Source organism: Paenibacillus sp. J31R109 (assembly GCF_059692055.1).
The window spans coordinates 583,349-598,129 of the sequence record NZ_JCAUAR010000001.1 but is presented as its reverse complement, the minus strand read 5'-3'; the positions used below and the strand labels follow the sequence as shown (position 1 = coordinate 598,129).

The 14,781-nt window shown below is 43.4% G+C and carries 14 protein-coding genes and 1 pseudogene; 1 reads left to right on the top strand and 14 read right to left on the bottom strand.

All coding sequences use genetic code 11. From position 1 onward, the window contains the following. Positions 1–19: 19 nt before the first annotated feature. From rnc to AC58QT_RS02625, 11 genes are all read right to left on the bottom strand, one after another. The gene (gene rnc / locus AC58QT_RS02675; RefSeq protein WP_310500342.1) at positions 20–721 is read right to left on the bottom strand and encodes a ribonuclease III; all 702 of its coding nucleotides are present in this window, start codon (positions 719–721) and stop codon (positions 20–22) included. 60 nt (positions 722–781) lie between these two features. Next, positions 782–2,017, bottom strand: coding sequence for a beta-ketoacyl-ACP synthase II (gene fabF, locus AC58QT_RS02670; RefSeq protein WP_497407575.1), 1,236 nt, complete (start codon positions 2,015–2,017; stop codon positions 782–784). 94 nt (positions 2,018–2,111) lie between these two features. Beyond that, entirely contained in the window at positions 2,112–2,345 is a 234-nt protein-coding gene (acpP, locus tag AC58QT_RS02665) for an acyl carrier protein (protein ID WP_028558238.1), read from the bottom strand. 84 nt (positions 2,346–2,429) lie between these two features. After that, entirely contained in the window at positions 2,430–3,170 is a 741-nt protein-coding gene (fabG, locus tag AC58QT_RS02660; protein ID WP_310500344.1) for a 3-oxoacyl-[acyl-carrier-protein] reductase, read from the bottom strand. Further along, complete coding sequence (fabD, locus tag AC58QT_RS02655) at positions 3,157–4,107, bottom strand: ACP S-malonyltransferase (protein ID WP_497407574.1); 951 nt, start codon at positions 4,105–4,107, stop codon at positions 3,157–3,159. The genes fabG and fabD overlap by 14 nt, the downstream gene beginning before the upstream one ends. Before the next feature lie 71 nt (positions 4,108–4,178). After that, positions 4,179–5,165, bottom strand: coding sequence for a beta-ketoacyl-ACP synthase III (locus AC58QT_RS02650; RefSeq protein ID WP_497407573.1), 987 nt, complete (start codon positions 5,163–5,165; stop codon positions 4,179–4,181). Beyond that, positions 5,162–6,166, bottom strand: coding sequence for a phosphate acyltransferase PlsX (gene plsX, locus AC58QT_RS02645; RefSeq protein WP_497407572.1), 1,005 nt, complete (start codon positions 6,164–6,166; stop codon positions 5,162–5,164). The genes AC58QT_RS02650 and plsX overlap by 4 nt, the downstream gene beginning before the upstream one ends. Further along, entirely contained in the window at positions 6,150–6,764 is a 615-nt protein-coding gene (gene fapR / locus AC58QT_RS02640; RefSeq protein WP_310500348.1) for a transcription factor FapR, read from the bottom strand. The genes plsX and fapR overlap by 17 nt, the downstream gene beginning before the upstream one ends. A gap of 118 nt (positions 6,765–6,882) precedes the next feature. Then, entirely contained in the window at positions 6,883–7,056 is a 174-nt protein-coding gene (gene rpmF / locus AC58QT_RS02635) for a 50S ribosomal protein L32 (protein WP_056624823.1), read from the bottom strand. Positions 7,057–7,081: 25 nt separating this feature from the next. Beyond that, positions 7,082–7,591, bottom strand: coding sequence for a YceD family protein (locus AC58QT_RS02630; protein WP_497407571.1), 510 nt, complete (start codon positions 7,589–7,591; stop codon positions 7,082–7,084). Between the two features lie 87 nt (positions 7,592–7,678). Continuing rightward, positions 7,679–8,797: a SepM family pheromone-processing serine protease gene (locus AC58QT_RS02625; RefSeq protein WP_497407570.1), complete on the bottom strand. Its 1,119-nt coding sequence runs from the start codon at positions 8,795–8,797 to the stop codon at positions 7,679–7,681. Positions 8,798–8,920: 123 nt separating this feature from the next. Here AC58QT_RS02625 and AC58QT_RS02620 point away from each other — a divergent pair, with 123 nt between their 5' ends. Further along, positions 8,921–10,201, top strand: a complete 1,281-nt coding sequence (locus tag AC58QT_RS02620; RefSeq protein WP_497407569.1) for a nucleoside recognition domain-containing protein — start codon at positions 8,921–8,923, stop codon at positions 10,199–10,201. A gap of 24 nt (positions 10,202–10,225) precedes the next feature. Here the strand turns inward: AC58QT_RS02620 and coaD are convergent, their stop codons facing one another. The 3 genes and pseudogenes from coaD to AC58QT_RS02605 form a co-directional block, all read right to left on the bottom strand. Beyond that, positions 10,226–10,738 (bottom strand): pantetheine-phosphate adenylyltransferase, encoded by a 513-nt coding sequence (coaD, locus tag AC58QT_RS02615; protein ID WP_376769541.1) that lies wholly within the window; start codon positions 10,736–10,738, stop codon positions 10,226–10,228. A gap of 16 nt (positions 10,739–10,754) precedes the next feature. Further along, positions 10,755–11,339 (bottom strand): annotated as a pseudogene (gene rsmD, locus AC58QT_RS02610) (16S rRNA (guanine(966)-N(2))-methyltransferase RsmD); the annotation flags it as partial. A gap of 411 nt (positions 11,340–11,750) precedes the next feature. Beyond that, a complete protein-coding gene (locus AC58QT_RS02605; protein ID WP_497407568.1) occupies positions 11,751–14,618 on the bottom strand; it encodes an HD domain-containing protein in 2,868 nt (955 codons plus the stop codon). Between the last annotated feature and the right edge of the window lie 163 nt (positions 14,619–14,781).

The following is a 14,781-nucleotide window of genomic DNA, read 5'->3' as shown; positions in this document are numbered from 1 at the left end:
GCCTCTTCTGGTTTTTCCACTATCGTTGTACAGTTACGTTTAACTTGGACAGTGCGCCAGCAGCAGCCTGCTGTTCCGCCTCTTTCTTTGAACGACCAGCACCGGTTCCCAGAAGCTCGCTTTCCATATGCACTTCGGCAACGAACTCGCGCTCGTGAGCAGGACCCCGTTCATTCACAATCCGGTATTCCAACGAACCCATATTATGATGTTGGGTATGCTCTTGCAATTGTGTCTTGTAATCAATCACAAGCAGCTTGCCTTCACTGGATATTTTGGCGAATACATGCTTCTGAAGAAACGCTTTAACGGTATCCAAACCTTGGTCTAGATATAGCGCGCCAACGAAGGATTCAAACACATCTGCCAGCAATGCCGGCCGTGATCGCCCTCCTGTTAACTCTTCCCCTTTACCTAGTAAGACAAAGGCTCCGAAATCCAAATCTTCGGCAAATGTTACGAGCGAAGGCTCGCAGACAATGGATGCCCTTAGCTTCGTCAATTCACCCTCTGAACGCCCAGGATAAGATTCATATAAAAATTCCGAAACTGTTAATTCAAGTACGGCATCTCCAAGAAACTCAAGTCGTTCATTGTCTTTATGTCCAGCGATTCGGTGTTCATTCACATAAGAGGAATGCGTGAAAGCCTGCTTCAACAGCTCTGACTTCCGAAATGAGACGCCTATCTGCTTTTGTAAATCCTTAATATCACGGTTCACGCCTTACCTCACCACCCGGAGAAAATGATATTCCGTTATCTTTCGTCGCAGGCATGGGAATTATGCTTGAAATTTCTTCAAAATGATCGTGGCATTATGTCCACCGAACCCGAAGGAGTTCGACATCGCAATATCAACGCTCGCTTCACGCGCTTTATTTGGTACATAATCCAAGTCGCACTCAGGATCTTGATTGTCCAAGTTAATTGTTGGAGCAATAAGACTGTTCGCAATTGTTAATCCACAAATAACAGCTTCCACACCGCCAGCAGCGCCGAGTAAATGTCCCGTCATGGACTTCGTTGAGCTAACAGCAACTTTATACGCATGCTCGCCTAACGCTTTCTTGATCGCAATCGTTTCTGATTTATCGCCAACAGGTGTTGAAGTACCATGTGCATTAATGTACGAAATCGCATCTGGTGCAATACCTGCATCCTTGATCGCTTTCACCATGCAACGTGCAGCACCATCTGGATCTGGATCTGTCATATGATACGCGTCACCGCTCATACCATAGCCAATTACCTCAGCATAGATACGTGCGCCACGTTTCTGAGCATGCTCCAGTGACTCCAGAATGAGCACACCTGCACCTTCCCCCATGACAAAGCCATCGCGATTTGTATCAAATGGACGACTTGCCAAATGCGGCTCTTCATTACGTGTTGACATTGCTCGCAATGCACAAAAGCCAGCTACACCGATCGGTGTAATCGTCGCTTCAGCCCCACCGCAAATCATAACGTCTGCATCGCCACGTTGAATCATTTTGAAAGAGTCACCAATGGAATGTGTGCCTGTCGCACAAGCTGTTACAGCTGTGGAGTTTGGCCCTTTTGCTCCTGTGACCATCGATACATGACCAGATGCCATGTTTGCAATCATCATTGGAATGAAGAAAGGTGAAACCCGTTTAGGACCTTTCTCTAGCAAAATGCGATGCTGCTCTTCCCATGTGTTCAATCCGCCAATCCCTGATCCTACGGATACGCCAACACGTTCTGGATCAGCATCTTCGTTCACGTTCAGGTTCGCATCCTTAAGTGCATTGAGCGCACCGGCAACTGCGAATTGAACGAAACGGTCCATTCGACGGGATTCTTTACGATCCACATAATCTTCAATGTTGAAATCTTTGATTTCAGCGGCAATCCGTGTTGGGTATTCGCTTACATCAAAATTTTCAATCATACCTACGCCAGATTTACCAGAAGTCAGGTTCCCCCAGAATGTGTCTAAGTCTTGACCAAGGGCAGTAACTACGCCCATACCTGTAATTACAACTCTGTTCATTTGTACCACCTTCTATGTAGTCATTCATTTTTTTTATTATTGCCAGGAATGGAGAGAAGTCCCGTCTTTATTAGAAACGGGACTCTGTAGACTATTACGTATGAGATTTTATGTAATTCGTAACTTCTCCTACTGTCGTAATCTTCTCAGCATCTTCATCTGAAATTTCTAAATCGAACTCATCTTCTAATTCCATTACTAATTCAACTACATCGAGAGAATCAGCACCTAGGTCTTCTTTGAAAGATGCTTCGAGGGTGACTTCAGCTTCATCAACCCCTAGACGATCGACTACAATTCGTTTAACACGATCCAATACGTCGGACATCCGGTTCACCTCCTCATTTGGTATTATACGAGAATCTTTAACAGATTGCCAGTAGACAATTTTGAGATTCTCATTTTTAGAAACTTACATGTACATTCCGCCATCTACATGGAGTGTTTGCCCTGTCATGTAGGAGGCATCGTCAGAAGCCAAGAAGCGAACAACCTTCGCAATTTCCTCTGGCTGCCCAAGGCGCTCCAGCGGGATTTGCTTCAGCATGTGTTCACGCATCTCAGCAGACAATTTGTCTGTCATATCGGTTTCAATAAAGCCTGGCGCAACAGCATTCACGGTAATGCCACGCGAGGATAGCTCTCTCGCAGTCGCTTTCGTTAAGCCGATTACACCTGCTTTTGCTGCTACATAGTTAGCTTGACCCGGATTACCAAGTACACCAACTACAGAAGATATATTGATAATTCGACCGAAACGCTGCTTCATCATTGGACGCGTGACCGCTTTGACACAGTTGAACACGCCTTTGAGATTCGTAGCGATTACTTGATCGAATTCTTCTTCTTTCATTCGCATGATTAAATTGTCTCTTGTTATGCCCGCATTATTCACGAGAATATCAATTTTGCCAAAAACTTCTAGCGTTTGCTTTACAAGATCATCAGATTCTTGATAGCTGCTCACATCGGCACGCAATTTAATCGCTTTACGACCCATCGCTTCAATTGCAGCTACAACTTCACTAGCAGCGGCTTCGCTCCCAGCGTAGTTCACCACAACATCCGCACCGTGTTCAGCCAAATGCAAAGCAATCGCACGCCCAATACCACGTGATGCACCAGTAACTAATGCTACTTTACCCGTTAACATGCGTGTGTACCTCCTGCGTATACTTTTCCAATGCTTCAAGGCTGCCAATCGACACGGTTTTCACCGTTTTGTCGACCTTTTTGATCAAGCCGGCAAGCACCGTTCCTGAGCCAAGCTCAATGAACGTATCCACGCCTTCGCTGATCAGGTACGAGATCGTGTCTTCCCATAATACAGGGGAATACACCTGCTCCACCAGCAAGCCGCGAATATCGCTCGGCTGGGTCACAGGACGCGCCGTAACGTTGGCGACAACGGGCACGGCTGCATCTTTCATCTCGATGGACGCGAGCACCTCTGCGAGGCGCTCCGAAGCTGGCTTCATGAGGGAGGAGTGAAACGGTCCGCTCACCTCAAGCGGGATGGCACGCTTCGCGCCAGCCTCTTTGCAGCGTTCGACAACCGCTGCAACGCCTTCTTTACTGCCCGACACGACGATCTGTCCCGGGCAGTTCACATTGGCGAGCTCCACGACGGAGCCGCCGCTGGTGATTGCCGTGCAAAGCTCCGTCAGCGCTCCGCGCTCGGCTCCCAGCACGGCTGCCATGGCACCCAGGCCGCCAGGGACGGCCTGCTCCATGAACTCACCGCGGGCCCGCACAGTGCGGACCGCGTCTTCAAACGCGAGCACGCCGGCTGCGACGAGCGCGCTGTACTCGCCCAGACTATGTCCTGCGACATAGTCTGGCGTGACGCCAGCAGCCTTGAACGCTTCCAGACAAGCGATGCTTGTCGTGAGCAGCGCGGGCTGCGTGTGGTACGTGATCTTCAGTTGGTCCTCTGGACCTTCGAAGATCAGATCAGACAAAGAGAAACCTAGCGCTTCATTCGCGCGGTCGAAATAGTCCTTGGCAGCTGGCAGCGCGCCATATAGGTCAGCTCCCATACCAACGGATTGAGAGCCTTGGCCCGGAAATACAAATGCTATTTTACCCATACGAGAAAAGGATCCCCTTCCACGATATATTCAGTCATTTTTTTTACATTAAAATAAGTTCATCTAGCTGCTTACCAAACTAAAGCTGTTGCACCCCAAGTGAGTCCGCCGCCAAAGCCTACCAAGATAAGTCGGTCACCTTCGTGTAATCTCCCTTGCTCGGATGCTTCTGCTAAGGCTACCGGAATGGAGGCAGCTGACATGTTACCGTACTTGTCCAAGTTAATCATACATTTGTCTTCAGACAATTCCAAGCGGTTCAATGAGGATTGAATAATACGCATGTTGGCTTGGTGTGGGACGAGCAGATCGATATCTGTTTTTTCCCAACCTGCTTTACGTAAAGCTTCATCCGCAGCATTCCCCATAATACGAACTGCAAATTTGAAAACCTCAGCACCCGCCATGTAGATGTAGTGTAAACGCTGGTCCAACGAGTTCTGTGATGCCGGATTACGGGAACCGCCGCCTTCAATTTTCAGAAGAGGACCTCCCGTACCATCAGCGCCTAATTCAAAGGATTTGAAGCCACGTTCCTCAGGCACTTCCCCAATCACAACAGCGCCAGCACCGTCTCCAAATAAAATGCAGGTATTGCGGTCCGTGTAATCGGTAATTTTGGACAAGCAATCTGCCCCAATGACAAGTGCGTATTTATATGTACCAGTGGCAATGAAATTAGCGGCGTTCGCTAGCCCATAGACAAAGCCTGAGCACGCTGCTGACAAGTCGAACGCTGCTGCTTTTTTAGCACCAAGTTTCTCTTGAAGAATACATGCCGTAGATGGAAATGACATATCTGGTGTAATGGTCGCAACGATGATTAGATCGAGTTGATCTGCAGTGATTCCAGCATTCGACATAGCCACCAAAGAAGCTTCATAGCACAGATCCGACGTAGCTTGTCCATCTGCCGCGATTCTTCTCTCACGTATGCCTGTCCGAGATACGATCCACTCATCGTTCGTTTCAACCATTGTTTCTAATTCTTGATTCGTTAAAATACGCTCTGGTACATATTTACCCGTTCCGAGTACCCCAACTGGTATTAAGTTCATGTTGTTATATCTCGCTTCCCGCGGCTAATTTCGGCAGATATGGTGCCGACCAAATCATTTTGTAACGCTATTCTAGCTTGACGAACGGCATTCTTAATGGCATTTGCATCTGAGGAACCATGACTTTTAAGTACGAGTCCATCAATACCCAAGAATGGTGCTGCGCCATGTTCATTATAGTCCAGCTTCTTACGGAATTGTGTCAACCCCGGCTTCAACACGGCTGCTGCCAGCTTGCTGAATATGGATTTCGTAAATTCCTGCTTTAAAGCTGAGAAAATGGCGGACGCAGCGCCCTCCAATGTTTTCAACATAATATTTCCAGCAAATCCATCGCAAACGATGACGTCGCATTGCGCGCGCAACACCTGCGAGGACTCGACATTCCCCACAAAATGAATCGGAGCTTGTTCCAGTAAAGGATATGCTGTTTTGGTTAATTCATTCCCTTTGGTCGATTCCGTCCCTACATTCAACAATCCTACACGAGGTTTGTCAACACCATGTACTTTGGAACGATAAATACTGCCCATAATCGCATATTGGATCAATTGCTCAGGCGTTGCATCCATGTTGGCTCCTAAGTCTAATGCAAGCACACCATGGCCATCCATCGTTGGAATCATGGGTGCTAATGCTGGACGTTCAATCCCTGGAATTCTTCCTACTATAAGCAAGCCTGTCGTCATCAGCGCTCCCGTATTGCCTGCAGAAATCATGGCTTCGGCTTCTTTCTCTCGAACCAATCGTCCTGCTACAACCATGGATGCATCCTTCTTGCGACGAACCGCTTTTACGGGCTCATCCTCGGCTTCAATGACTTCTTCCGCATGGTGGATCGTTAGGTTATCCGGCCTCTCTGTGAGGTGCGCTTCTATCGCAGTACGGTTCCCGACTAGAATGATGTGTACGTCCTTCCACTCTTTGGCCGCTGCGAGAGCACCCTCAACTACGATCTTAGGCGCATGATCTCCACCCATTGCATCAATCGCGATCCGCATGGAGCTTGTCCTCCCTATCTAGATGTTGCTCTTTCTTCGAATGAAAGATGACAAAGTTGCCTCGAAACACGGTCTCTTCACCCACATAAGTGAATACCTCTACACGTGCTTTCCCTTTAGAAACAGATCGCACGTAAGCTTTGGCGACACACTTCTCTCCCAGCTTCACTGAGCGCACGAATTTGATATCCGCCGAAGCCGTTAACGCAATCGGATCGTCAATGACAGCAACAGCCAACGAGTTGGCCTGTGAGAAGATGTGATGACCTCGGGCAATCTTGGTTCTGGAAAAAATATGATCTTCTTTAATTTCAAAAATCGATATACCGCTCTGATCCAGCTGTAAATCTATGACTTCCCCAATGACTTCATCAATGGGAAGTGAACGCACAGGATCATACGTTTTGACGGCCATATGCTTCATGCGTTCCCGCAGTTCAGGAATACCGAGCTCTAATCGATCCAAGCGGACAGTTTGGATACTGACCCCAAACGTTCGCATCAATTCCTCATCCGTCATAAAAGGGTTCGCTTCAATGGCTTGCAGCAGCCCCTGCTGCCTTTGTCGTTTTGGAAGGCGTTCGATGGTAAGCACCACCTTATCTCGTGAGATCTCATCTTATTACCAGATACTAAACTGTAGTATATTAAATTTAGAACCAAAAAGAAAGCAAAAAAAATAGCACCTCACCTAGGATGAAGTACTATGCCTTTTATTATGCTTTTACGATCTCTCTGCTTTTGTATGTTCCGCAAGATTTACAAACGTGATGCGCAAGTTTAAGCTCAGCACATTGTTCACATTTCACCATGCCTGGAACTTCCAATTTGAAGTGCGTACGGCGCTTGTCGCGACGAGTTTTGGACGTTCTTCGTTGAGGTACTGCCATTTCAAAACACCTCCTTATTCGAATTTCATTCTTTGTTAAAAAAGTCCGCGAGACCTGCAAGCCTAGGATCTATTTTCTCCGTCTTACAGCCGCAATCCTGTTCATTGCGGTTCTCTCCACACACTGGACAGAGACCTTTGCACGCGTCGTCACATAATGGTATGTACGGTAAACCGACCACTACATTCTCTACAACGTAAGGCTCCAAATCGACTTTATCCCCAACCACCAGATGAATATCCTCGTCAAGCTCAGGATCTTCTTCTTCCGGCTTTTGCATGAAAACTTCCTTAAAAGGAAGCTTAATTGTTTGGTTCGTGTGCGTTAAGCATCGGGAACAGCTTAACTCCAAGTCTAGCGTTAACGTACCGTTAACTTTAACTACTCCTTCTTCATACTTTGCATGAAGATTTGCATGAACAGGTCCATGGTTGAATATGTCTTGACGCCCCTCAAAAGGTTCTGTCAAATTCATAATTTCACTCATGGGTACCGATTGTCCTTGCAGAGATAGCTCTCTAAATCGAATTTGCATGATATCACCCCAAACAAACAAAGATTATTATATCCATTATGCATACCATTTGTCAATTGATATTCCATTACTTTTGCTAGATATGACTTATTTCGGAGGCAGTGCTGCTAGATATTTCAAAGCTTCTTCCATCGTTCCAATTTCTACAATTTTCATCTTCGTATTAATTTGCTTCGCTCTTTTGACCGCATCCGAATAGTTCTCGATCTTGGTTCCGTCTTTGTACGTCATGTTTTTGGGAGCAAAGAAAATATCCGCTTTCTCTCGATCCGCAGCAATAATCTTGTGCTCAATTCCGCCAATTGGCCCTACGGTGCCGTCTGCTTCTATCGTTCCCGTGCCTGCGATACGGTAACCCTTCGTAATATCCTCGGGCACAAGTTGATTGAATATTTCCAATGAAAACATTAGACCAGCTGAAGGCCCGCCAATATCACCAGCCTTAATCGATACTTGTTGATCTTCCTGATCCGCTTTCACCGACTGCATGCCTGCTGGTACAACACCAATTCCTGCCCGCGCCACTGTCTCCCCCTCTTGAAGCGGCAGAGCTCCCAGCGTCAATGTCGTCTGCAATTCCGTCTTCTTTCTCTCATACGTAATAGTGATGCTGTCTCCAGCTTTTTTGCCTGCGAGAGAGTCTAGCAGATCCTGCGCCACCTTCACTTCTTTGTCCCCAGCTTTTAAAAGCACATCCCCTGGCTTAAGCACTTTCTCCCCTGATAACCCAGGGACGGTTTGTAGAACCATGACACCCTCATGATCAATGTGAAAAGGAACTTTAGCCTCGGTATACGCGGCTTGAATGGCACTGGCCTGTGAGGTTAACATGACATATTCCTGACGCTGTGAATACTCTTGTTCGGACTCTCCCTGTTTGAGCACTGCCTTCTTGGGCTGAATTTCCTCATAAGGATGAACGAGTCCCACCAAATAATTCACCACATTCGCATCAGCCACGCGAACGGTCGTGAGCATGAGCGTCCCTTTTTCAGAGCCCGTGCTTTTGGCAATCGATACCATGGGTTTAATTTCTTCAGCGGTGCCCGGCATAAACACAAAAAACGGCAGCCGCACAAAAAATAGCAAATATACAATGATAATACCTACTAAGGCAGATATTAAGTAGCGTCTTGTCGCTGAGCTTCGCGGATATCGATATGAATCATTCGACCATGTACGTATGCTCTCTTCTTCCCTATCCATACAGGTTCCCCTTTCCTGTTGCTTTCTCTTGATGTTTGACCGATCTCGTCACGTTTGAAAGCTTGGTCTAATCGCCTGTCTTCTTGCGTACAATGAAGCATGTTCGATGGACGAGGTGAGGCTATGCCGAATGCAAGATTTCATGCCAAAATCACAACACTAGTGCTGGGAGCTTTGGCGGGACTGGTCGTTATATCTGTTATTCTATTTCCTGACAAAGCTTTTCAGTCTTCTCTCGAAGGGCTGACCATTTGGTGGAAGCTCGTCTTTCCTGCATTAATGCCTTTCCTTATTATGACCGAGCTCTTAATCGGCTTTGGTATCATTCAAGGTACCGGCGTTCTTCTAGAACCGCTGATGCGCGTCATTTTTCGCCTACCTGGTATTAGTGGTTGGGCACTGGCATCCGGCTTTGTTGTAGGATTTCCAGCAGGAGCTAGAATTACTGCATCGCTGCGCGAAAAAAACCTGTTAACGCGCACGGAGACAGAGCGCTTAACAGCCCTCTCCCATTTGTGCAGTCCGTTATTCCTGATCATGGTTATCGGTATCGGGTTCCTTCATAACGCCAAACTAGGCATTCTACTTGCCATTGTTCACTACATTTCCGCGATCATAACGGGATTCTTAATGCGACATAGCAAGCCAGCAATCGCTCCTGTTGAAGTGAACACAATAGGACTTAAACAGAAGAACAAAGGTTCTATTTGGAAATCAGCCCTGTTGTCCATGCGCCAAGCCTATTGGGAAGATGGCCGTACGTTCGGTAAACTGCTCGGAGATGCAGTAACCTCCGCTGTTCATACACTGATGCTGATTGGCGGCTACATGATGATATTTTCGGTGCTTATTAACGTCATCTCTATCACGCATGTTGCCGATATGCTTCGTCCTGTCATTCAATTTCTGCTCAGTTTTATGGGTGTTTACACAGATATAACTCCACAATGGATCGATGGGTTGATGGAAATTCATCTTGGTTCTTATGCATTTAGCGAGGCAGGCAATCTCCCTCTTCTGCCGCAAATGGCGCTCCTTAGCGCATTCCTCGGCTGGGGAGGCTTATCCGCCCACGCACAGGTTGCTGGCTTTCATCAAAAAACCGATGCCCGTTATCTATTCTTTTTGCAATCCCGCGCACTACATGCCGTACTTGCTTTATTCACAACGATTCTACTGTGGAAACCATTGCAATTACTCTTATTAGACACAGAACCGAGCTTTTTACGGTTAGACTTAGCAACTAGTGCAGCTGCGCCACCCTTTCCGCTGAACGGCGAATCGGCATGGGGCCTATGGGGACCAATGCTAACGTTATTCCTTTTTATGTTCACCTGCATGCTGCTCATTTCATTTGGTCTACGCCTCTTTCAAAAGGAAAGCGGTGAATTAACCAAACTTTAACCCGAAATTCCTTTGGACCTCAATTTAGGTCTGAGGGAATTTTTTGCGTAACTCCTCTTCCACTTCTGCTGGCACTAGATCTTCTACCGGTCCATGAAACTTAGCGATTTCCTTCACGATACTTGAACTCAAATAAGAAAACTGAGGCTTGGATGTCATAAAGAACGTCTCTACATCGGGATTTAGCTTATGATTCGTTGATGCCATTTGCAATTCATATTCAAAATCAGAAACAGCCCGAAGTCCGCGAACGATCAATCTGACATTGCGTTGTTTCATATAATTGACCATCAGATCCCGAAAACCATCAATCTCCACATTAGGAAGATCTGCCGTTACTTTCCGCAGCAATTCCATTCTCTCTTCCAGGGTGAATAAAGCATTCTTGGACGTGTTGTTCAGCACCGCTACAATTAGTTTATCAAATACTTTCGCTGCTCTATGTATAATGTCAAGATGTCCATAAGTTACCGGGTCAAAGCTTCCTGGATATACCGCAACTGTAATACCATGTTCTTGCCTCATCATGCTGTTCATCTCCTTCAATTGCTATCTAATTGCTGACTTCTATGGATGCTGCATCGCGTTTAAATATGGTCACAGCCGTATCTCCATAGTCTGCTCTACGTAACTGTTTAAATCCACCTATGGTTTCTTGTAAGATATCCTTGGCATCGTGCTCAACAACAATTGTAGCATCAGCCTCCACTATGGCCTGTTCTTCCATCGTTGTCATTAGCTCCGCGATCCCTTTCATCCGATAGGGAGGATCTAGAAATACAAGCTGGAACTGCTCGGCCCGCTTCGCAAGCACCTTCAGTGCTCTCGCCGCATCCGTACGGTAGATCTCCACTTGATCCTTCAATCTCGCTGCTTCCACATTGGATTGAATCGTGTCGATGCTCTTCTTCTCGATATCAATAAATACCGCCTTATCCATACCGCGGCTTAGCGCTTCAATCCCTAGCCCGCCTGTTCCGGCGAATAGATCAAGCACCTGCCCTCCGTCGAAATAAGGTCCGATCATACTGAAGATCGCTTCCTTCACCTTGTCTGTTGTTGGTCGTGTACTTGTACCGGGTACAGCCTTTAACGACCTGCCTTTGGCCGTGCCTGAAATCACTCTCATCTGTGCTTTTCCCTTCCATGCTGGTTCATTCTTTTGCTATCGTACCACAAGCACTAATCTGACACAAAAATTTTATCCCTACGATGTATAAATTTACCGTAAATCGGTCATGCTTGAACTATCGACATCAGAGAATGTCGTAGACAACCGCGGAGAAGGCTTACGTTTCCCCATAAGCTCTTCATCCGGTTTCTCCTCTCCCATGAGACGGCCTTGCAAAAGGCCGTCGTTATTATTTTATAGGACAGTTTCAAAAAAACGTTGATATATCACAACAATTAAATCTGTACTCTACCAATTGAAGATGAACTGGAGATAGCCCGAGCCGCGGCACAGGCTGCTGTAGAGGTTTATTGGCAGGGGTTGAATAAAAAGAAATAAACGACACCTGCAGTGGTGTCGTTTATTTCTTTTTATACATTAATCCTCTTGAAGATACTCTAAAGAATAATGTTTCATTTCATCCATAGCCATTCTAAATAACTTTTTTCTTTCATTGTAGTCATATGGTATTACTGATTCAGATCCAATATATTTATTTAACAATTTTGAAAAATCATCCAGCTTCAATGATTTATTCTCAATTTCCTGTAAATTGTAATACTCAATAATTAGTTCCGCGCAATCTAGATCCTCATTTATTGATTTGAAATCAATCTCACTTGTTGGCGGTTCTCCAAATACAATTGATGTCCACACTTCATTCTGGAATTCAAGAATAGAATTCATTTTAAAATCATATCTAATTCTTCTTTTTTTATCAGCAAAAAGGAAATCATATTTATCTGTTTTAATAATTACTCTCTTTGAGTGGGATTTAAATTGTTTATCGAGATGCATATTTTCTTTATATATGACATTTTTTAAATCTAACATTGTTTCAATAGGATTATTAATTATCGAAAATGAAGTAAGATAGTCTGGTAAAATTATTTCTTCTTTATCTACACTAACCCAAATCTTGGTGAGACATTTTGTTTTTAGTCTATTAATAAAAAACGAATGCGGTAAGTAGAATCCTTCTTTAGAAAAAATAAGTGTCCCTTCACCCCAGTCTCTTTCAGAATAACCAGATTCAGTTAAAAATGGATGTCTTAATTCAAATGTCGAATGCTGTTTATAATTTTCTCTAATTGTTATGGGCTCTTTTACTTGTAATAATTCAAAAATTATACCTTTACATATTTCAGAAAATAATTGTTTTTCAATTAACAACTCTCCAGTTACTTCGTTTCTACTTAAAGATAGTGGGAGAATTCCATTTGTGTCTATTATAGAAACACAAGGGACGTATCTGCGATAATGACTAGGGTAATTGTAACTTTCTGAAAATCTATATCCTGATGGAATAAGTATTCCATTGCAGAGTAGTTGGTAATTACTTTCAGCATCAAATTTCCATTTAACTTCTTCAAAATTATTCTCTTCCAATGTGTGCCAATCCTTGAATTTTTCCACAGAAATTTTTTCTAATGCTCGAATTTCCCAATCTTCTGGAATAGAAATACAAATTTCGGGCTTTTCAAATATATACCATTGATGCCAGTCCGGTACTTGCCCGTAGGTGCTTCTGTTTGTATTCCAATATGCATTCCAACTTCTATATTGCTCGTTATTTTTTTTTAATAAATTCCAAGTGATTTCATTAAGTTTAATTCTAATACTTGTACCTATATTACATTGAGTCTTAACTACTTCAATTTGGCTATCTGTTAGTCTAGCTGAGAAATGAAAGCCATGCTCTGAATCTATATTTTTTGATGAAACTGATATCTCATCCCCTAATAAAAATGCCGCTAAAACCCCAACACCAAACCTCCCCGTTCTAGTGACTTTAGTTTTCCCTGTAGAATCACTAAACATCTTTAACCATTCTGGGCTCTTTCTAAAAGTTGCTCCAGCTTTAAAAAAATAATTTATTAATGTTCCTTTCGTCATCCCTATTCCATTATCTATAATTGAAAAAAAATATTCATTATTTGCTTCGTAAAAAGATATATGTATCTTCGCTGAATATGCATCTTCTCCGATAACATTCACAGATCTAGTACTGTATAAATAATCATGTTCTTTGCATGCATCAACAGAGTTTTGTATCAACTCACGTATTCCATATGAAGGATCATTTCCATAAAGAGGAGCAATTAATAATTTTAATAGATCAGGATCTGAATCAAAAGTTATCTTCTCAGGAATATATTTTAATGTTTCTATAAACTTCTTATCAAAAATATTTGAATGAATTCGTCTAAGCCTAATCTTTAATTGATTTAAGCCTTCAAACCTACCATAAACCTCTCCTAAGATTGCCCAACATTTATCGAATTCATCTTGGATACCATCTAGTAAATTTTTCAACTCCAAATAAACTTCACTTGATGCAGGTTTTGCCTGAACATAATATGTATCAGGATCTTGATGATTTGTATGACAGTGTTTAATTGAATCATGCATTTTCCATTGTAATTTAGAGAATGGACTTGAAAACTCTCTTACTTGTGTGGCTTTCTCAGGTGCTCTATCGGAAGTCATATCTAAATAATCAGCAAGCCTTATTATTGTCATTAAAAAAACTATTTTTATGCTGTACGGCTCACGAATTTCATAATACTTATCGTTAATATATTGGAATGTACTACGAATATTCATTCCATGACTTCGAGCTAATGTACCAATTAAATCAACTATATCAGGTTCACAATTATTAATTAGCGGTATCCGTTTCCCATTTGGTCCAGGAAAACCAAAAACTGCAATCTCATGTGCTAATCTTGGATGGTTTCTTCTTAAGAATTCCCCGTAAAGTCTTCTGTGATTATCATTGAGAAATTCTTTTTCTCTTGGAGGTATATCAACAGCTACTATTTTCCCATATACATTTATCAGCTTTTTTTCATTCCATCTCTTAGCTTCCGATAAATAAATCTCCCACTCTTCTGCCCAAGTATTCCTATCAAATTCACTTATTCTTCTATTCTCAGCAAAAAGCGTTTGCAAACCCTCATGATTTATATGCATTCCTAAATCATGTAGAAGAATAGATAGAATAAGCGCTAAGATATCCTTTGGGCCTAATGAACTAACAGTATGATCATCTGAATTAATTAGCCACTCCGAAACTTTTAATACTTTTTCAAAATGATCTATGTCGTGCTTTGTATATTCAGAGAAAAACTCAAATTTACTTTCTTTTATTAATGGTTCTATGTTCGAAATAGATGAATAAAGAATTCCACTTATCGCATCATCTTTTAAAACAATATTCTTATAAAGCTCTGGAATTTGCATTATTTGCCCTCTTGTCTATTAGATTGGTTATAACTTTTCATAATTTTACCACACCATATTCGACCTGAATATACATTTTCTGTATCTTCGGACTAGGGACCATGGTATAATAATGGAATATATTTCTATATTCAGATGCTATATTTCGGGATTTATAATGAAC

Excerpts from the sequence above, each read along its gene's own strand:
- rpmF (WP_056624823.1), bottom strand. The coding sequence starts at position 7,056 with ATGGCAGTACCTCAACGAAGAACGTCCAAAACTCGTCGCGACAAGCGC.
- AC58QT_RS02605 (WP_497407568.1), bottom strand. The coding sequence starts at position 14,618 with ATGCAAATTCCAGAGCTTTATAAGAATATTGTTTTAAAAGATGATGCG.
- fabD (WP_497407574.1), bottom strand. The coding sequence starts at position 4,107 with ATGGGTAAAATAGCATTTGTATTTCCGGGCCAAGGCTCTCAATCCGTT.
- acpP (WP_028558238.1), bottom strand. The coding sequence starts at position 2,345 with ATGTCCGACGTATTGGATCGTGTTAAACGAATTGTAGTCGATCGTCTA.
- coaD (WP_376769541.1), bottom strand. The coding sequence starts at position 10,738 with ATGAACAGCATGATGAGGCAAGAACATGGTATTACAGTTGCGGTATAT.
- AC58QT_RS02630 (WP_497407571.1), bottom strand. The coding sequence starts at position 7,591 with ATGCAAATTCGATTTAGAGAGCTATCTCTGCAAGGACAATCGGTACCC.
- AC58QT_RS02650 (WP_497407573.1), bottom strand. The coding sequence starts at position 5,165 with ATGAACTTAATACCAGTTGGGGTACTCGGAACGGGTAAATATGTACCA.
- AC58QT_RS02620 (WP_497407569.1), top strand. The coding sequence starts at position 8,921 with ATGCCGAATGCAAGATTTCATGCCAAAATCACAACACTAGTGCTGGGA.
- fabF (WP_497407575.1), bottom strand. The coding sequence starts at position 2,017 with ATGAACAGAGTTGTAATTACAGGTATGGGCGTAGTTACTGCCCTTGGT.
- plsX (WP_497407572.1), bottom strand. The coding sequence starts at position 6,166 with ATGCGGATCGCGATTGATGCAATGGGTGGAGATCATGCGCCTAAGATC.
- fabG (WP_310500344.1), bottom strand. The coding sequence starts at position 3,170 with ATGTTAACGGGTAAAGTAGCATTAGTTACTGGTGCATCACGTGGTATT.
- AC58QT_RS02625 (WP_497407570.1), bottom strand. The coding sequence starts at position 8,797 with ATGGATAGGGAAGAAGAGAGCATACGTACATGGTCGAATGATTCATAT.